Source organism: Pseudodesulfovibrio sp. (genome assembly GCF_028692895.1).
In the GTDB taxonomy this organism is placed as follows: domain Bacteria; phylum Desulfobacterota; class Desulfovibrionia; order Desulfovibrionales; family Desulfovibrionaceae; genus Pseudodesulfovibrio.
The window spans coordinates 40,702-58,633 of the sequence record NZ_JAQUWN010000019.1; the positions used below are offsets into that span (position 1 = coordinate 40,702).

The window sequence follows — 17,932 nt, forward strand, 5'->3', positions numbered from 1 at the left end:
GCTATATCTCGAAACCCTGTTCCTTGAGGACGGCCCGGAATTCCTCGATGGAGATCCAGTCGTCGTTGGTGTCGGAGCCGTAGGCGAAACCTTCGGGGACCTTCTCGTACCGGCTGATGTCGCCCTTGTAGCGCAGGACGTCGGACATGGGCAGGATGATGTAGCCCGTGTCGGTCCTGACCACGTTGTGGGACTCCTCGGCCGGGATCATGCACTCGTGCAGCTTTTCGCCGGGGCGGATGCCCACGACCTTTTGCCCGCATTCGGGCGCGATGGCCGTGGCCAGGTCCGTGATCTTCATGCTCGGGATGCGCGGAACGTAGATTTCGCCACCGGCCGAGCACTCGATGGCGTGGAAGACCATCTCCACGGCCTTGTCCAGGGTGATCCAGAACCGGGTCATGCGGTCGTCGGTGATCGGGAGCACGCCTTCCTTCCGCTTCTTCATGAAGAAGGGAACCACGCTGCCCCGGCTGCCGATGACGTTGCCGTAGCGGACCACGGAGTACCGGGGGCCCAGGGCGAAGGCGTTGGCCGCCACGAAGAGCTTGTCCGAGGCCAGCTTGGTTGCGCCGTAGAGGTTGACCGGGGCCACGGCCTTGTCCGTGGACAGGGCCACGACGCATTCCACGCCGAGGTCGGAGGCCACGTTGATGAGGTTCTGGGCGCCGTAGATGTTGGTCTTGATGGCCTCGGTGGGGTTGTACTCCGAGGCGGGCACCTGCTTCATGGCGGCGGCGTGGACGATGACGTCCACCCCCCGGCAGGCGCGGTAGAGCCGTTCCTTGTCCCGCACGTCGCCGATGAAGAAGCGGATGGGGGAGGTGTCGGACATGGGAAAGTCCTGGGCCATCTCGAACTGCTTGAGCTCGTCCCGGCTGAAGATGATGAGGCGCTTGGGCTTGTAGCGCTCCAGCGTCATCTTGACGAATTTCTTGCCAAAGGAGCCGGTGCCTCCGGTAATGAGGATGGTCTTGTTGTTGAGCATTCGTATCCCGTTAGGATGTTGATGGGTGTTCATGTCTGGGGGATGTGCGCCAGAGCGAGGCGACCTCCGCCCATGCCGAAATGCCGTGCATAGTAATAGTCGATGACGGCACGGTGTCAAGCCGCAGCACGCGCCGGAGGCGTCCCGCGGGTTCGCCTGTCGTCGGCTTGCCGCCCGCCGGAGGCCGCCGCTCCGTTCACTCCGCCTTTTTCACGGCAGTGGCTCGGCCCGGTGGAGCTTGCGGCCGAACCAGACTTCGGCGGCCGGGGGCGTGGCCGGGTCGCATCCCTTCGGGACGAGCAGGAAGGAGGTGTAGTCCACCCGCTTGAGGCGCTCCGGCCCGATGAAGTCGTCGTGGGCCGTGACGTCGGTCACGAACAGGGCCGCCGTGCGGTATTCGTTGCGCTGGATGGCCATCAGGACGTGGTCCTCGCGCGGGACCCGCTTCCCCTTCGTTCCGGTGAACAGGCTGATGATCTTGCTCTCGATGAGGTCGGGCTGCCAGTGCTCGTAGTGCATGAGGATGGGTTTTTTCTCGGCCAGCAGGGGGGCGAGGAGGCGGTAGTCGCAATCGAGCTGGACAAGGGAGTTGACCGGCGGAATCTTCTTGGCGGTGAAGGCGAGGAAGGCGATGAAGACCAGGGCCAGGAGCGCCTTGGCCGTCCTTGGCCGGGCTCCCCGGAGCACGAACAGGGAGCGGACCAGCAGAAGCAGGCCTACGGGCGCGATGACGCCCCAGAAACGGGTGCCTACCGGCATGGCCAGCTTGAGCGGCGAGAAGCTGGAGAGCATGTAGAGCAGCAGAAAGGCGTGGATGGCGTAGAGCAGGCCCAGGGCGCGCCAGCGCGGGTCGCGGTCAAGGGCGTTGTGCAGGGCGGCGATGAGGCAGAGGGCCCAGACGGCCACCAGCCCCTTGAGCTTCACGATGGCCTTGATGTTCAGCAGGTAGTCGTGGAGCGAGATGCCGAGCCCGGCCGTCTTGAGATGGGTGGCGGCGATGATGCCGATGCGGCCCATGGGGTTGCCCGTGAGCTGCCGGAAGACCGCCCATTCAACGGTGCAGAGCACGCCGAAGATCAGGAAGAAGAGGAAGACCGGCCGGAAGCGGAAGGTGGGCAGGAAGAGAAGCAGGGCCAGGCCCGGCGCGGCGTAGATCATGGTCACCCGGCAGCCCCAGCCCAGGAAGAATACCACGGCCGCCAGGGCCAGGACCGGGGTGGAGCGGGTGTCCAGCCAGATGAGGATCAGCCAGAGGCACAGGCAGAGGTGGAACAGCTCGAACACGCCGGGCCAGAGCTGGCTGCCGGTCTGCGCCATCTGGGGAAAGACGATGGCGGCCAGGGCGGCGGTGACGCCCAGCTCCCGGCTGTGCAGCCGCTGGCCGATGAGGAAGACGAGCCCGGCGGCCAGGGACGAATAGAGCACGGGCTGGACGTACATGATGACCGGGTTGAGGCCGAACGCCTTCATCAGCCCGGCCAGGGGGAGCAGGATGCCCCAGCGCACGGTCTGCTGGTACCAGAAAGTGTAGCTTCCGGTGGTGAGCAGGGCGTTGACCTGGTGCCACTTCTCGAAGTTGTCGCCGCCGATGTCCACGTATTCGGCGGTGAGCAGGCGCACGGCCACGCTGACGAGGACGATGCCCAGGAATATGAGCGCGGTATGTTCGTTCCGGGGGCGTTGGGAGAGCATGGGCGTCCGTCCGTTAGAGGTTGAGCTTGCCCTCCCGGAAGACCAGGAGCTTTCGGGCGAAGAAGTTCAGCACGAAGCCGATGAGGGTGGCGAAGAGCTTGGCGCCCAGCGGCGAGGCCCCCAGGGCGATGAGCCCCACGGTGATGCCCACGTCCACCATGCAAAGCACGGCCACGGACGCGGCGTAGACGGCCAGCTCGCCCGGAGCGCTCCAGTGCGCCTTGTGACGGAAGAGGATTTTGATGCACAGCCAGTAGTTGACCGCGGCGGCCACGATGAACGCTGCGGTGGCGGCGGCCCCGGCAGACATGGCGGGCAGCAGCGCCAGGAAGCCGATGGTGTTGACGATGGCGGCGGTGAGCCCGATGAAGAAATAGATGAGGAGTTGCAGGGGCAGCGGCGCGCAGTGGGCGTTGTAGTGGAAGAGGCAGTAGAGGGCGCGCACGCCGTCTCGCCAGCCGATCTTCTTGCCCTCCTCGTAGGTGCGGCCGTCGTAGGAGATGCCGCGCTCGTAGACCCGCGCCTTGGAGTGGGCCAGCTTGGAGACCATCTCGGGCTCGATGCCGAACCGTTTCTCCTCCAGGTTCAGGGACTGGATCAGTTCGCGGCGAAAGACCTTGTAGCAGGTCTCCATGTCCGTGAGGTCCAGGTCGGTAAACAGGTTGGAGACGAAGGTCAGCCCCTTGTTTATCATGGTGTGGTAGAAATAGAGCACGCGGCGGGTGCCGGTGGCGTTCAGGTAGCGGGAGCCGAGCACGGCGTCGGCCCGGCCGTCCACCAGGGGGACCAGGAGTTGGCGCAGGTCCATGGGGTTGTACTCCATGTCCGCGTCGTGCACGCCCACGAACTCGCCGGTGGCGGCGGCGAAACCGGTCTGGAGCGCGCCGCCCTTGCCCTGGTTCGCCTCGTGCTTGAGCAGGCGGATGCAGGAATGCTCGCGGGCCAGTTCCTCGGCGACCTTGCGGCTTGCGTCCCTGGAGCAGTCGTCCACGATGATGACTTCGAGGGTGAGCCGCTCGTCCTGGATGGCCAGCAGGCCCTCCACGCTCGGGCGCAGGGTTTCCTCCTCGTTGTAGCAGGGAACCACCACGGTGAAGACAAAGGGCCGGTCGAAGGTGACGTCGCTCATGCGGGAACTCGTATTGTTGTTTTGGGCGCGCGCCCGGTCTGGGCGCTTGCCGGAAAAGCCGGTCCGCTGGCCGGTGCCGCGATGCCGAGCCTGATTACCATACATGATACCCCGCCGCAATAGTTGCGGGCGGGCCCCGGAGGCAATGAAAAGGGCGGCCTGCGGAGTTCCGCAAGCCGCCCGGATGTGCTGTTCGACGCCTTACAGGATCTGGCTCAGGAAGAGCTTGGTGCGGTCGTTCTCCGGGTTGGTGAAGAAGTGCTCCGGGGTGCCGACCTCAACGATCTTGCCTTCGTCCATGAACACGACCTGGTCCGCCACCTCGCGGGCGAAGCCCATCTCGTGGGTGACCACGACCATGGTCATGCCTTCCTTGGCCAGGGTCTTCATGACGTCCAGCACCTCGCCGACCATTTCCGGGTCCAGGGCGCTGGTGGGTTCGTCGAAGAGCATGACCTTGGGGTCCATGGCCAGGGCGCGGGCGATGGCCACGCGCTGCTGCTGCCCGCCCGAGAGCTGGGACGGGTAGTTCTCGGCCTTGGCGTGGATGCCGACCTTGTTGAGCAGGGTCATGGCCTTTTCCATGGATTCCTTCTTGCCCCGCTTGCGCACCGAGGTCTGGCCCACGGTGACGTTCTCCAGCACGGTGAGGTGCGGGAAGAGGTTGAAGGACTGGAAGACCATGCCCACTTCCATGCGCACGGCGTTGATGTTGGTCTTGGGGTTCAGGATGTCCGTGCCGTCGATGACGATGTGCCCGGAATCGGCCTTTTCAAGCCGGTTGAGGCAGCGCAGGAAGGTGGACTTGCCCGATCCCGAGGGGCCGATGACCACGACCACCTCGCCCGGATCGACGTGGTAGGTGACGTCGTGCAGTGCCTGGACCTCGTGGGGGACGAAGAAGGTCTTGTATATGTTCTTTACATCAATCATGGCTAAGCCTCCGCCGTCCGTTTTTCAAGGTACTGGACGAACATGGACAGGGCAAAGGTGATGACCAGGTACATGATGCCGCACAGAAACCAGAGTTCGTAGGGCATGAGGCTGGTGGTGACCGCCTCGCGCGTGGCCTTGGTCAGCTCGCGGATGGCGATGACGCCGAGCAGCGAGGAGTCCTTGATCAGGCTGATGAACTGGCCCGCCAGCGGGGGCAGGATGCGCTTGAAGGCCTGGGGCAGGATGATCTTGCGCATGGCCATGGACTTGGGCATGCCCAGCGAGCGCGCCGCCTCCATCTGGCCCCGGTCGATGGACTGGATGCCCGCGCGGACGATCTCGGCCACGTAGGCCCCGGCGAAGATCGCCAGGGAGGCCACGCCGAACCACAGCTCCGGAATCTGGAACAGCCCAGCCTTGGCGAGCAGGTTGTTGATGATGGTGCCGAGCACGAAGTACCAGATCATGATCTGGACCAGCAGCGGGGTGCCCCGGATGATCTCGATGTAGGTGATGGCCAGCCCTTTTACGCACGGGTTGGTCGAGATGCGGGCCAGGCCGGTGAACAGCCCGAGCATGATGCCCAGCAGGATGGACACGATGCTGACCTCGATGGTGATGATCAGGCCGTCGGTGAGCAGGCCTATCTTGCCCTCCTGGTACACGCCGATCACGTCGCCCATGTAGAGGGTGTCGCCTTCCTTGACCCGCAGGTCTTCGCCGGGGATGGTGTAGTGGTCGGTCCCGTCGGGTCCCTTGACGATGACCACGGCCTCGCCCCTGGAGCGGGTGATGGTGGCTACTTCGCCCTCGATCTCGGCCTTCACGTTGATCGTGTCGGTGTAGTAGAAATACTTGGGCAGCCGGTTCCAGTGCCAGATATAGTTGGTTTGCGTGGTGGACCAGTAGAATCCCACGCAGACGATGGCCATCAGGATAGCGTACAGCGCTTTCCACATGACGGATTTGTCGAGCCCCTTGAGGGAGCCGACCTTGGGGAGTTTCTTCATAGGGACAGCTCGAAATAGTTAGCGAAAAAAAAACGAACGGGGGCCGCTGCAAGCGGCCCCCGTAGTGTCATTAGTGGGCGATTTCTTCGTACCAGTCGTTGGAGCCGAACCACTTGTTGTAGATCCGCTCGTAACGGCCGTCGTTCTTCATCTGGCGCAGGAAGTTGTTCAGCCAGTTGAGGAAGTCCGGGTCACCCTTGTTGATGGCCCATCCGAGGGGCTCGTAGGTGAAGGGCTTGTCCAGGAACTTCATGCCCGCTTCCTTGCCGCGCTGGGTGTAGAAGATGGAGCACATGGGCAGGTCGTAGACGGTGGCGACGGCCTTGCCGTTCAGGGTCTCCAGCATGGCCTGGTCCTCCATTTCGAAGGACTTGTAGGTGGCCTTGGGCAGGAGGCGCTTGACGGCCTGCTCGCCGGTGGTGCCGAGCTTGGAGGTGATGGTGTACTTGGGATCGTTCAGATCCTTCCAGGAGTGGATTTCATCGGCGAACTTGGGGTTGAGCAGCACGGTCTGGCCGACGATGATGTACGGGTCGGCGAAGTTGACCTTCAGGTTGCGCTCCTGGTTGATGGTCATGCCGGCGGCGATGATGTCGTACTTGTCGGACATCAGGCCGGGGATGATGCCGTCCCAGGCGGTGTTGACGATTTCAAGCTTTACGCCCATGGCCTTGGCCATCTCGGCCAGCAGATCCATGTCGAAACCGACGACGTTGCCCTTCTTGTCGGTCATCTCGAAGGGCATGTAGCCGGCCTCGGTGCCGACGCGCAGGGAGCCGCGGTTGACGATCTTCTCAAGGGTGGAAGCCTTCTGGAGTTCGAGGCGGACGTTGACGTCCTCCTTAGTGGCCTGGGCCTGCTGGGGCTGCTGGCTGCACGCGAAAAGAAAGAGCATGGTGCTGATCACGGCGATCAGGGTAATGAGACGTTTCATCCTTTCCTCCAATGAAACAGGGTGGGTTGGTATACCTCTTCATGAGGCAAACGGCCGGGTTGAACCGCTTCCCTCAATCCCATGGTCCTAATGACAAGCGTCGTCCAGAAAGGGGCTACTCCGCAGGACGACAGTCCTTCATATCCGCAACTGGTGAAAAATACAAGGCTAGTTCTTGCCCGCCGTATCGAGTGCCGTTTTTGCCGATGGCGATCATTGTGTTTTTTCGGAGGGCTGGAATCGAACGAAGTTCATGGCGGAGCAGCAGCCGGTATTCCCGGCGGAAGGTTGTTCGAGGAGCGTTGCAGGAAGTCGTCCCTGATAATAATTGTCTTTCTGCGGGGTGGCGGTAGGGTGGGGACAGTCATGGGCCCGGGCGGGCCCGCAGGCGAGCCGGGAGAGGACAGATGCGCATATTGGTGGTGGAGCGGGACGAAGAGGCCCGGCGGACGACCTTGGACGCGGTGGCCGGGGCCGGGTGGGAACTGGCCGCAGAGGCGGCTACGGTCCGGGAGGCGCGGGATCTGGCGGACGGGACGCATCCCGACCTTGTGCTCCTGGACGCGGGGCTGCGCGGCGAATGCGCCGGGGAGGCTTGTTTTTTCGGGCTGCCGATCATCCTGATGACCTCAGGATCGGAGCGGGAGGGCGGCGTCTGGCCCGACGGCGTGCCGGTGGGCCGCCTGCGCAGGCCGGTGACGGCCGTACAGCTTCGGGCGGCCGCGGAGCTGGAGCTCTGGAAGCGGCGCATGTTGAACGACCTGGGCCGCGCCCGGCGTGAGGCTTTGGTGGCCGAGCGGGCCAAGACCTCCTTCCTGGCCACCATCAGCCACGAGCTGCGCACCCCCATGAACGGCGTGCTCGGCATGACCGAACTGCTCCTGCTTTCGGACCTGGAGGAGCCCTATCGCGAGAACGTGGACCTGATCCGGCAGTCGGCCCAGTCCCTGCTTTCCGTGCTCAACCAGATCATCGACTATTCCCGGCTGGAAGCGAGTTCGCCCCGGCTCAGGGAGGCTGATTTCCGCATGGAGGACCTGCTGACGGGCGTGCTGTCGCAACATCGGCGGGCCGCCGCTGCCAAGGGCGTCCGGCTCGGATACACCCTGGACCCGGCCATGCCCGGCTGGCTGCGCGGGGACGCGGGCAAGATCCGCCAGGCCCTGGGCAACCTCCTGGCCAACGCGGTCAAGTTCACGGCCTCGGGGCAGATCATGGTGGACGTCTCGCCGGAGCCCGGCCCGGACGGCGCGCCGGGGGAGGATGTCGTCCAGGTCCGCGTGCTGGTGCAGGACACCGGCGTCGGCATCCCGCCCGACCGCATGGACGCCATCTTCGAATCCTTCGTCCAGGGGGGCGACCACCTGGCCCACACCTCGGGCGGCCTCGGCCTGGGGCTGGCCATCGTCAACCGGCTGGTGACCATGCTGGGCGGCACGGTGCACTGCGCGAGCCGGGAAGGGCGGGGGAGCACCTTTTCCTTCGCCATCCCGCTCGGGCGCAGCCGCTACGAGACGCGCTCTCCGCTGGAGACGGCCATGGGCGAGGACAAGCCTCTGGCCGGGGCCCGGGTCCTGGTGGCCGAGGACGAGACGGTCAACCAGCGCTACCTCACCCGGCTGCTGGAAAAGATGGGCTGCGCGGTCACCCTGGCCGAGAACGGGCTGGAGGCGGTGGAGGCCCTGCGGGCCGCCCCCTTCGACATCGTGCTCATGGACGTGGAGATGCCGGTGATGAACGGCATCGACGCCACGCGTGCCATCCGCCGTCCGGAGACCGGCTGCCTGGCCCCGGCTGTGCCCATCGTGGCCCTGACGGCCCACGCCATGTGGGGCGACGAGCAGCGCTGCCGGCACGCGGGCATGACCGACTACGTGCCCAAGCCCGTGGACATCGGGACCGTGGCCGCCATCATCCAGTCGATCCTGGACGGCAGGGACGGGGAGGAGGCGTTCGCCGCAACCTTTGTGCAGGGCGATTGACTTGTCCGCGATTCCGGTCATACTCTCAACCATATGGAACCCAAAAAACTGCTCGACACCAACGGATCGTCACCGTTTTTCACCGGCGGCATCTACAAGGCGTTTCTCATCGTCCTGCTGCTGTTTTCGCTCTACCTCGGGTTCTCCATCGTCGAGCCCTTCATCCACACCCTGATCTTCGCCACCGTGCTGGCCGTGCTTTTCTCGCCGGTCAGTGCATGGGCGCAGAAGCGCTTCTGCGGGCATCGGGCCGTGGCCTCGCTTTTCACCGTGGCGGTCATCGTATTTTGCCTGCTGCTGCCCATGACCTTTCTGCTCATGGCCCTCATCGGCCAGGGCGTGCAGTCCCTGGGCGCGCTCAACGCCTGGGTGGCCAAGGGCGGCTACGAGGCCTTCATCAATTCGTCGGCCTATGACCACTACATCGCCATCCTGCACGCCAAGCTCCCGTCCCTGCACATCAACGAGCTCGACATACAGGCGAGCATCATCCAGTATTCCAAGCAGTTCGCCCAGGCCATGCTCGGCTACGGCACCGAACTGGTGCGCAACGCGGCCAAGCTCATCCTCCATTTCCTGCTCATGGTCTTCATCCTGTTCTATTTCCTGCGCGACGGGGCCAAGATGGTGGCCTACCTCAAGCACCTTTCGCCGCTTCGGCCGCTCCAGGAGGACTTCATCATCGAGTCCCTCAGGCGGGTGGCGCGCGGGGTGCTCATGGGCTCCCTGCTGGTGGCCGTGCTTCAGGGCGTCGCGGGCGGCATCGGGCTGGCCGTGGCCGGTATTCCCGCCTTTTTCTGGGGAGCCGTGGTGGCCCTGGCCTCGCTCATCCCTGTGGTGGGCACTGGGCTGGTCTGGGTGCCCGCCATGTGCTACCTGCTCCTGTCGGGCGACTGGAAGATGGCGCTGTTCCTCGGCCTGTGGTTCGGCGTCTTCGTGGTCGGCATCGACACCGTGCTCAGGCCCCTGTTCATGAAGGAGGCGGCGCGCATCTCCACCTTCTACATCTTTCTGGCCATCCTCGGCGGCGTGTACACCTTCGGTATGCTCGGCATCCTTTACGGGCCGCTCATCCTGAGCTTCGTCATGGTCATGCTGCACATCTACGTCGAGGAGTACGCCGAGGACCTCAAGGACACCCTGGACGAGGAATCATGCGGATAGCAAGAATACTGCTTCTTCTGTGCCTCTGTCTGGCGACGGTCCCGCTGGCGGGATGCCCCAAGTCGCCCCCGCCGCCGGACCAGCAGTCGGACCGGCACCCGGCCCCGTCGTCGGCCGGGGACAATCAACCGGCGCAGGACACGCCGCCGTTCTACCGCATCCTGCGCCAGGGCGACGCGCGGCGCATCTCCCGCAATCTTTCCCCGACCTCACAGGGTTTTCGCTCCTGGACCGAGTACCGGTCCGCCCTGGAAGACAACCTGGGGTATATCCTCAAGAAGAAATCGGACGCGGTCTGCGTCCGTCGTCCCGGCCTAACCCTGACCTGGGGCCAGTTGGGCGACAGCGTGGCCGAGCTGATGGCCATCCTGCCCCGGCTGGACCGGCGGCCCGGCCTGCTGGCCGAGCGCTTCCGCTGGCTTCGGGTCTCCCCGGACACGCTGCTGACCGGCTACTACGAGCCGTGGCTGGACGCCTCGCTCACGCCCGACGACACCTACCGCTACCCGCTCTACGGCATGCCCGACGACCTCCAGGTGGTGGACCTGGGCAAGTTCCATCGCCGCTGGAACGGGCAGCGGCTGGTCTATCGGATGGGCTCGGACGGCATCGAGCCCTATCCCGACCGGCGGGCCATCGACGCCCACGACGCCATCGGCGGCAAGGGCTACGAGATCGCCTGGGCCAAGGACCCGGTGGACGTCTTCTTTCTCCAGATTCAGGGATCGGGGCGGCTGGTCCTGCCCGACGGCACGTCGCGTCACATCCTTTACAACGGCCGCAACGGCCGCCGTTACGTCTCGCTGGGACGCGTGCTCATCAGCCGCGGCCTGGTGCCCAGGGAGGAGATGTCCATGCAGCGCATCCGCCAGTTCCTGAGCGCCAACCCGGAGGAGGCGCGCCAGCTCATGTTCGAGAATCCCAGCTACGTCTTTTTCCGGCTCTCGGACCGGGGGCCGTTCGGGGCCGCGAACCTTCTGCTCGAACCCTGGCTCAGCGTGGCCGTGGACCCGTCCATGATCCCGCTGGGCGGAGCCTGCGTGCTCTCCACCCGTCTCGGCGACAGCAAGACCGGCAAATCCCGGCCGTTCCGCACCCTGGTCCTGGCCCAGGACACGGGCGGGGCCATCCAGGGCACGCGCATGGACCTGTTCTGCGGCTCCTCGCCCGAGGCCGAGCACCTGGCCGGGCATCTCCAGGAGCCTTCCGAAGTTTTCCTGCTGGTCAGCCGGCAGGCCATGGCGTCCGCCGAAACGGCGGTCAATTAGGAGACGATCAATGCAATACGTGGCGTTATTCGAAGAGGAGAAACGCGGTTTCTCCGTGACCTTTCCGGATTTTCCGGATTGCGTCACCTTTGGCGAGGACCTGGACGAGGCCGTGGACCATGCCCACGAGGCCCTGGCCTCCTATGTGGAAATGCTGGTCGAGGAAGGGGCGTCCCTGCCCGAGCCCTCGGCCAAGAAGGCCATCCTGGCCCGGCCGGAGAGCGGGGACAGGCGGGCCATCAATATCGAGGTGGCCGGGGACGGCGGCGACTGGGAGGAGTTCGAGGTGGCCATGCATCGCCACCTGCTCGCCCGCATCGAGAAATACGCCGACCTGCACGGGGTCTCCCCGGCGGACTTCCTGGCCGCCGCCGCGCGCCTGGCCCTGCGCGAGGACGTCTTCGGCCGCTGATTCCTTCCTACCTTTTTGTCATTCCGGATCGCCGGGGGGATGGAAATTTTCGCCACTCCCCGGCGACTTTTCGTATTTTCCCCCCGGAATCCCCGTCAGTACTGGCATTCTGCCTTCGACATTGTTGTCAAAAATAGGTTTTCCCTACAGCTTGCGCGCTTTTGCCTTTTGGTCTACGGTCCTCGTCCGGGGCGGGAACTGGCTCCTGCACAGTTGCATGAAAAATTAATTCGATTTTTCTTGCAAAAATGTGAATGACCTGCGGTCTCCGACGGGATGACGGAGTTGGATCGTGTTTTGCGGGTCGTTTTTGGCACATGATGCCAGTTTCCCGGCCATAACGTTCAACCGTGGAGTGACGAGAGAAAATGTGCCGTTTATTTGCACTCACGAGCCGCGATCCGGTGTCGCCCATGCGCGCCATCGACGCCCTCAACGTGATGAAGGAAGGGCATGACGGTTCCGGCGTCGGCCTGTTCCTCAGCGGTCTTGGCGGACCTTTCGAGGAGTTCGGTGAATGTCCCATCCTGTCCGGCATCTTCAGCGATTCCGGGCTGAAACGGGTCTTCGACTACATGTCGGACAAGGGCTTCAACAGCAAGTATTCCGTCCTGTTCACTCCCGAAACCGAACCGCCCCTCGGCACGCCCAAGCGTGGCATCTACGCCTCCATCGCCTTTGAAGTCCCGGCGGAGATGAAGAAGCTCTCGAAGGACGACCTGGGCAGCCGCCTGGTGCGCATCCGCCTCGATCTGCGCGCCATGGGCGAGCAGAAGAACGACATCATGGTCTTCTCCTTTTGGCCCGACACCATCATGATAAAGGAAGTGGGCGACCCCCTCGCCATCGGCGAGTACCTGCGCCTCGGCCGCGAGGAGCTCTACGCCCGCCACATCCTGGCCCAGGGGCGGCAGAACACCAACTACGCCATCAACCTCTACGCCTGCCATCCGTTCTTCATCGAGGGCGTGTCCACCATGACCAACGGCGAGAACACGGCCTTCGTGCCCATCCGCGAGTATTTGCAGTCGCGCGGGGTCACCGGCTACGAGGGATACAATTCCGACTCCGAGGTCTTCACCCACATCGCCCATTTCTCCACCAAGAAGCTCGGGCTCGACATCTCCGCCTACAAGCACGTCATCACCCCGATGAACGACGACGAGATGGCCGGTCATCCGGACCGCGCCTTCCTCTCCGGGCTCAAGAAGTCGTGCCGCAAGCTGATCATCGACGGCCCCAACTGCGTCATCGGCTGCCTGGACGACGGCTCCATGTTCATGGTCCAGGACCGCAAGAAGCTGCGGCCCGGCGTGGTTGGCGGCAATCCGGAAATCGGCATGTACGCCTTCTCCTCGGAAATATGCGGGCTCAACGCCGCCATCCCCGAGCGCGACAAAAGCAAAGACTTTCAACCCATGCATCTCGATACGGCCATCGTCAGACCTGACTGCCGGGAGGTAACCAAATGCTCGCAGAAAGACCCATTACGCCTTCAACGCTAAGCGTCAAGGACCTGCCCTGGCAGATCAAATGGGACATCAACACCTGCACCAAGTGCGGGCGTTGCACCTCGGTCTGCCCGGTCAACGCCATCGAGCTCGGCGTGTTCCGCAAGCGTGAGATCAACGCGCCCATGGGCCTTTCCGCCAAGCCGACCACGACCTTCTCCACCTTCTACGGCATTCGCCAGCGCACGGACCCGGCCTATTCCTGCATCGGCTGCGCCATGTGCAACATGGTCTGCCCGAACAACGCCATCAGGCCCGAACGGCAGTACGACTCCACCACCCTGGAGTTCCAGAACAACCGCGGCGGCCAGTCCCGCACCCGGGGCGGGCGGCGCAACAACAGCGAGTCCCTGCTCGACCAGATCAAGTTCATCCGCATCTCCATGCTCACCGACCCGGCGCTCGACGCGGGCCGCCACGAGTTCGAGATGCGCACGCTGCTCGGCCGCGTGCTCTCGCCCGAGGCGGAGCTGAAGGCCCTGCGCGAGAACGGGTGGATGCCGCCGGTGCGCGAAATCTACCCCCTGGTCATCGGCGGCATGTCGTTCGGCGCGCTCTCCCCGAACATGTGGGAAGGCATCCAGATGGCCGTGGCCTACCTGAACGAGGAGCTGAACATGCCGGTGCGCGTGTGCACGGGCGAGGGCGGCTGTCCGCCGCGCCTGCTGCGCTCCCGTTTCCTCAAATACGTCATCCTTCAGATCGCCTCGGGCTACTTCGGCTGGGACGAGATCATCCACGCCATCCCCGAGATGAAGGAGGACCCCTGCGCCGTCGAGATCAAGTACGGCCAGGGCGCCAAGCCCGGCGACGGCGGCCTGCTCATGTGGTACAAGGTCAACAAGCTCATCGCGGCCATCCGCGGCGTGCCCAAGGGCGTCAGCCTGCCCAGCCCGCCCACGCACCAGACCCAGTACTCCATCGAGGAGTCCGTGGCCAAGATGATCCAGTCCATGTCCATGGCCTGGGGCTTCCGCGTGCCGGTCTATCCCAAGATCTCCGCCTCCTCCACCTCCATGGCCGTGCTCAACAACCTGGTCCGCAACCCGTATGCGGCCGGTCTGGCCATCGACGGCGAGGACGGCGGCACGGGCGCGGCCTACAACATCTCCATGAACCACATGGGCCATCCCATCGCCTCCAGCATTCGCGACTGCTACAACGCCCTGTGCACGGCCGGCGCCCAGAACGAGATTCCGCTCATCGCGGGCGGCGGCATCGGCAAGCACGGCAACCTGGCGGCCAACGCGGCGGCGCTTATCATGCTCGGCGCGTCCATGGTCCAGATCGGCAAGTACGTCATGCAGGCCGGAGCCGGTTGCCTGGGCAGCGAAAAGGACCGCTGCAACGTCTGCAACATCGGCGTCTGCCCCAAGGGCATCACGTCCCAGGACCCGAGGCTCTACCGCCGTCTCGACCCCGAAAAGGTGGCCGAGCGCGTGGTGGACTTCTACCTGAGCTTCGACACGGAACTGCGCAAGGTGTTCGCGCCGCTCGGCCGGTCCACCTCTCTGCCCATCGGCATGTCGGACGCCCTCGGCATCAGCGACAAGGATGCCGCCGACCGTCTCGGCATCAAGTACGTGATCTAACGCCCAGGAACGGAGTAGCAAAATGGCCAAAAGAACATATCGCATCAGCGGCAGCGAGGACGGCCTGCGCGTCGAGTCCCGTCTGCTTGAAAAACGCATCCAGGAAGCGGTCGCCAAGGGCGCGCGCAAGCTGGAGATCGACGCGCTCGGCCAGCACGGCATCGGCGGACGCCTCTGGGTCTCCAAGGACGAGCCGATCCACGTGACCATCACCGGCTCGCCCGGACAGCGCATCGGCTCCAAGGGGTTCCCCGGCACGACCATCGAGATCATGGGCGAGACGTCCGACGACGTCGGCTGGCTCAACGCGGGCGCGGAGATCATCGTGCACGGCCAGGCCAGCAACGGCGCGTGCAACGCCATGGCCCAGGGCAAGGTCTTCATCGCGGGCAACATCGGCTCGCGCGGCATGACCATGACCAAGACCAACCCGCGCTTCGACGCGCCCGAACTCTGGGTGCTCGGCTCGGTGGGCGACTACTTCGCCGAGTTCATGGCGGGCGGCACGGCCGTCATCTGCGGCCACGAGGCCCAGAACCCCAAGAACGTTCTCGGCTACCGCCCCTGCGTGGGCATGGTCGGCGGCCGCGTCTTCGTGCGCGGGCCCATCGACGGGTTCTCGCGGTCCGACGCCGTCCAGGAGCCCATCGACGACGAAACCTGGGCCTGGCTGACCGCCGGGCTGGAGGACTTCCTCAAGAAAATCAAGCGTACCCGGCTGCTCCCGCGGCTGACCAGGCGCGACGAGTGGCAGCTCATCCGGGCCAAGACCCCGTTCGAGAAGAAGGGCAAGACCCGCCGCTCCATGGCCGACTTCCGGACCGGCGTCTGGGATGCGGAGCTGGGGCGCGGCGGACTGATCGGCGACCTGACCAGCCTGGACCGTTCGCCCATCCCGCTCATCGTGCACGGCGACCTGCGCCGCAAGGTGCCGGTGTGGGAAAACCGCAAGTACATGGCCCCGTGCCAGTCCAGTTGTCCCACGGGAATGCCCGTGCAGCGGCGTTGGCAACTGGTGCGCGACGGCCTGGTGGACGAGGCGGTGGACCTGGCCCTGGCCTACACGCCGTTCCCGGCCACGGTCTGCGGCTACCTCTGCCCGAACCTGTGCATGCAGGGCTGCACCCGCAACACCCAGCAGCACATGGCCGCCATCGACATCACCAAGCTCGGCCGCGAGGGGCACAAGTCCAAGGCCCCCAAGCTGCCGCCCCTCTCGGGCGGGCGCGTGGCCGTCATCGGCGGCGGCCCGGCGGGCATCTCGGTCGCCTGGCAGATCCGTATGAAGGGCCACGAGGCCGTGGTCTACGACATGGACAAGACCCTGGGCGGCAAGATCGTCTCGGCCATTCCCTACACCCGCGTCCCCAAAGAGGTCGTGGAGGCCGAGGTCAAGCGCGCCGCCGAGGTGCTGCCGCACGTTCACCTTCAGCAAAAGCTCAAGGCCGACGACTTCGCGGCCGTGCGCGACGAATACGACTACGTGGTCATCGCCACCGGCGCGCAGAAGCCGCGCATCATCCCGGTGCCCGGCCACGAGCGCATCTATCCCGCCCTGACTTTCCTCAAGGACGTCAAGGCGGGCGCCGCCAAGGTCGGGAAGAAGGTCGTCATCATCGGCGCGGGCAACGTGGGTTGCGACGTGGCCGCCATGGCCTTCAAGACCGGGGCCGAGGACGTCCTGCTCATCGACATCCAGGAGCCCGCCTCCTTCGGCAAGGAGCGCAAGGACGCCGAGGCCGCCGGGGCGCGCTTCAAGTGGCCCTGCTTCACCAAGGAGATCACGGACAAGGGCGTGCTGCTTCAGTCCGGCGAGCTGCTGGAGGCGGACACGGTCATCATGTCCATCGGCGACGCGCCCGAGCTGGAGTTCCTGCCCGCCGACATCGCCCAGAACCGGGGCTACGTGGTGGTCAACGACGACTTCCAGACCACGGACTCCAAGGTCTTCGCCATCGGCGACGTGGTCCGGCCCGGACTCATCACCAACGCCATCGGCAACGGCCGACGCGCCGCCGAGGTCATCGACGACCTCCTGAACGGCCGCCGTCCGCTCTCCGACACCCGCGAGATGATCGACTACACCCGCATGACGCTGGAGTACTTCGACCCGCGCGTCGTCGAGTTCAGCGACATGAACCAGTGCGGGGCCGAGTGCTCCTCCTGCGGTTCCTGCCGCGACTGCTACATCTGCGACACGGTCTGTCCCCAGGCCGCCATCACCCGCAACGAGCTGCCCGACGGCGGCTTCGAGCGCGTGGTGGACCCGGACAAGTGCATCGCCTGCGGCTTCTGCGCCAACGCCTGCCCCTGCGGCATCTGGGACATGAAGAATCCCGCGCCCATGGAATAGGCTGGCGGCACAAGGAAAAAACAGAGGCGGCGAACTTCGATTCGCCGCCTTTTTTCATGCCGGATCGGTTCGCCGGATCGATTCGCCGGACGAGGGGGAGGGGGCTCAGTCGCCCCGGTGGCGCTCCTGCTTGAGGCCGTGCTCGGTGAGCCGGTCGTAGTCCTCCTGCCGACGCTGGTGGTCCTGGAAGACGCGCTCGGCCCGGTATTTGACTTTCTCCTTGATGGCGGAGCAGGGGACGTCGCGGATGCGCAGCAGCTCCCGCTCCAGCTCCTTGGCCGCGTCGCGGGCGATGTCGCCGTGGATGCGCTCGTGGATGGTCAGTTGCTTGAGGGTGTCGTTCCACCACTGGGCGGTGCGCCGCCCCGTGGCGCTGGCCAGGCGGGGATAGGTGTAGAGCAGGTGCAGGTGGACCTTCACGTCGGTGACGGTGCACATGCCGCCCTGCTGCCGCCAGGTGTAGGAATACTTGAAGGATGGCCGGGCGGAGGCCGCGCTTCTGGTCTCGCGCTGCTGATAGAAGCGCGAGATCTGCGCCCGGGTCGAGCCCTCGACGACATAGTGGTCTTCGCTGGTGGAGACGGTCACTCCGGCTCCGGCCCGGACGGGCGTCAGCAACAGGGCGAGCAGGGCGAGCAGGGGCGTCAGGCGGCGCACCGGGGTCACTCCTTGTCGACGGCGAGCCACTGCGTCTCGTTCTTCTTGGCCTTGTACATGGCCCGGTCGGCCCGGTGCGACAGGGTGTCGATGTCCTCGCCCGCCCGGTATTGGGCGATGCCGCAACTGAAGGAGACCGGAACGTCATGGGCTTTCCCCACGGCGTCGCGGATGCGGGTGGCCAGGATCTCCGCCTCGCAGTCCTTGCCGTCCAGCAGGATCAGAAATTCGTCGCCGCCCCAGCGGGAGAGCAGGTCGGAGGGACGGATGGTGGCCGCGATGGCTCTTGACACGGCCTTGAGGA

At 65.0% G+C, this 17,932-nt stretch carries 15 protein-coding genes; 7 read left to right on the plus strand and 8 right to left on the minus strand.

The features are described from left to right. Position 1: 1 nt before the first annotated feature. The 6 genes from pseB to PHP91_RS06840 form a co-directional block, all read right to left on the minus strand. On the minus strand, positions 2-988 hold the full coding sequence (gene pseB, locus PHP91_RS06815) for a UDP-N-acetylglucosamine 4,6-dehydratase (inverting) (RefSeq protein WP_300138806.1): 987 nt from the start codon (positions 986-988) through the stop codon (positions 2-4). A 210-nt stretch (positions 989-1,198) separates the two neighbouring features. Beyond that, a complete protein-coding gene (locus PHP91_RS06820; protein ID WP_300138809.1) occupies positions 1,199-2,680 on the minus strand; it encodes a glycosyltransferase family 39 protein in 1,482 nt (493 codons plus the stop codon). 13 nt (positions 2,681-2,693) lie between these two features. Next, positions 2,694-3,809, minus strand: a complete 1,116-nt coding sequence (locus tag PHP91_RS06825; protein ID WP_300138812.1) for a bifunctional glycosyltransferase family 2/GtrA family protein — start codon at positions 3,807-3,809, stop codon at positions 2,694-2,696. Between the two features lie 201 nt (positions 3,810-4,010). Then, the gene (locus PHP91_RS06830; RefSeq protein WP_300138815.1) at positions 4,011-4,742 is read right to left on the minus strand and encodes an amino acid ABC transporter ATP-binding protein; all 732 of its coding nucleotides are present in this window, start codon (positions 4,740-4,742) and stop codon (positions 4,011-4,013) included. A 2-nt stretch (positions 4,743-4,744) separates the two neighbouring features. Continuing rightward, positions 4,745-5,755: an ABC transporter permease subunit gene (locus PHP91_RS06835; protein ID WP_300138818.1), complete on the minus strand. Its 1,011-nt coding sequence runs from the start codon at positions 5,753-5,755 to the stop codon at positions 4,745-4,747. Positions 5,756-5,825: 70 nt separating this feature from the next. Next, positions 5,826-6,689, minus strand: a complete 864-nt coding sequence (locus PHP91_RS06840; RefSeq protein WP_300138821.1) for a transporter substrate-binding domain-containing protein — start codon at positions 6,687-6,689, stop codon at positions 5,826-5,828. Between the two features lie 407 nt (positions 6,690-7,096). Between PHP91_RS06840 and PHP91_RS06845 the strand changes: the two genes are divergently transcribed. From PHP91_RS06845 to PHP91_RS06875, 7 genes are all read left to right on the plus strand, one after another. Beyond that, positions 7,097-8,671, plus strand: a complete 1,575-nt coding sequence (locus PHP91_RS06845) for a hybrid sensor histidine kinase/response regulator (protein WP_300138823.1) — start codon at positions 7,097-7,099, stop codon at positions 8,669-8,671. Positions 8,672-8,704: 33 nt separating this feature from the next. Continuing rightward, complete coding sequence (locus PHP91_RS06850) at positions 8,705-9,835, plus strand: AI-2E family transporter (protein ID WP_300138825.1); 1,131 nt, start codon at positions 8,705-8,707, stop codon at positions 9,833-9,835. Further along, positions 9,826-11,103, plus strand: coding sequence for an MltA domain-containing protein (locus PHP91_RS06855; protein ID WP_300138828.1), 1,278 nt, complete (start codon positions 9,826-9,828; stop codon positions 11,101-11,103). The genes PHP91_RS06850 and PHP91_RS06855 overlap by 10 nt, the downstream gene beginning before the upstream one ends. Positions 11,104-11,113: 10 nt before the next feature. Then, complete coding sequence (locus PHP91_RS06860) at positions 11,114-11,515, plus strand: type II toxin-antitoxin system HicB family antitoxin (protein WP_300138831.1); 402 nt, start codon at positions 11,114-11,116, stop codon at positions 11,513-11,515. A 368-nt stretch (positions 11,516-11,883) separates the two neighbouring features. Continuing rightward, positions 11,884-13,020, plus strand: coding sequence for a glutamate synthase (locus PHP91_RS06865; protein ID WP_300138834.1), 1,137 nt, complete (start codon positions 11,884-11,886; stop codon positions 13,018-13,020). Continuing rightward, positions 12,984-14,618, plus strand: coding sequence for a glutamate synthase-related protein (locus PHP91_RS06870; protein ID WP_300138837.1), 1,635 nt, complete (start codon positions 12,984-12,986; stop codon positions 14,616-14,618). Before PHP91_RS06865 ends, PHP91_RS06870 begins: the two co-directional genes overlap by 37 nt. A gap of 22 nt (positions 14,619-14,640) precedes the next feature. Continuing rightward, on the plus strand, positions 14,641-16,971 hold the full coding sequence (locus PHP91_RS06875) for an FAD-dependent oxidoreductase (RefSeq protein WP_300138840.1): 2,331 nt from the start codon (positions 14,641-14,643) through the stop codon (positions 16,969-16,971). A 105-nt stretch (positions 16,972-17,076) separates the two neighbouring features. Here the strand turns inward: PHP91_RS06875 and PHP91_RS06880 are convergent, their stop codons facing one another. Next, on the minus strand, positions 17,077-17,628 hold the full coding sequence (locus PHP91_RS06880; protein WP_300138843.1) for a DUF922 domain-containing protein: 552 nt from the start codon (positions 17,626-17,628) through the stop codon (positions 17,077-17,079). A gap of 5 nt (positions 17,629-17,633) precedes the next feature. Beyond that, positions 17,634-17,932 (minus strand): GGDEF domain-containing protein (locus PHP91_RS06885; protein ID WP_300138846.1); only part of this gene is annotated, 299 nt, incomplete at its 5' end.

Coding starts and splice junctions, on each gene's coding strand:
- PHP91_RS06830 (WP_300138815.1), bottom strand. CDS start 4,742: ATGATTGATGTAAAGAACATATACAAGACCTTCTTCGTCCCCCACGAG.
- PHP91_RS06850 (WP_300138825.1), top strand. CDS start 8,705: ATGGAACCCAAAAAACTGCTCGACACCAACGGATCGTCACCGTTTTTC.
- PHP91_RS06845 (WP_300138823.1), top strand. CDS start 7,097: ATGCGCATATTGGTGGTGGAGCGGGACGAAGAGGCCCGGCGGACGACC.
- PHP91_RS06820 (WP_300138809.1), bottom strand. CDS start 2,680: ATGCTCTCCCAACGCCCCCGGAACGAACATACCGCGCTCATATTCCTG.
- PHP91_RS06865 (WP_300138834.1), top strand. CDS start 11,884: ATGTGCCGTTTATTTGCACTCACGAGCCGCGATCCGGTGTCGCCCATG.
- PHP91_RS06840 (WP_300138821.1), bottom strand. CDS start 6,689: ATGAAACGTCTCATTACCCTGATCGCCGTGATCAGCACCATGCTCTTT.
- PHP91_RS06835 (WP_300138818.1), bottom strand. CDS start 5,755: ATGAAGAAACTCCCCAAGGTCGGCTCCCTCAAGGGGCTCGACAAATCC.
- PHP91_RS06875 (WP_300138840.1), top strand. CDS start 14,641: ATGGCCAAAAGAACATATCGCATCAGCGGCAGCGAGGACGGCCTGCGC.
- PHP91_RS06870 (WP_300138837.1), top strand. CDS start 12,984: ATGCTCGCAGAAAGACCCATTACGCCTTCAACGCTAAGCGTCAAGGAC.
- PHP91_RS06855 (WP_300138828.1), top strand. CDS start 9,826: ATGCGGATAGCAAGAATACTGCTTCTTCTGTGCCTCTGTCTGGCGACG.
- PHP91_RS06825 (WP_300138812.1), bottom strand. CDS start 3,809: ATGAGCGACGTCACCTTCGACCGGCCCTTTGTCTTCACCGTGGTGGTT.
- pseB (WP_300138806.1), bottom strand. CDS start 988: ATGCTCAACAACAAGACCATCCTCATTACCGGAGGCACCGGCTCCTTT.
- PHP91_RS06860 (WP_300138831.1), top strand. CDS start 11,114: ATGCAATACGTGGCGTTATTCGAAGAGGAGAAACGCGGTTTCTCCGTG.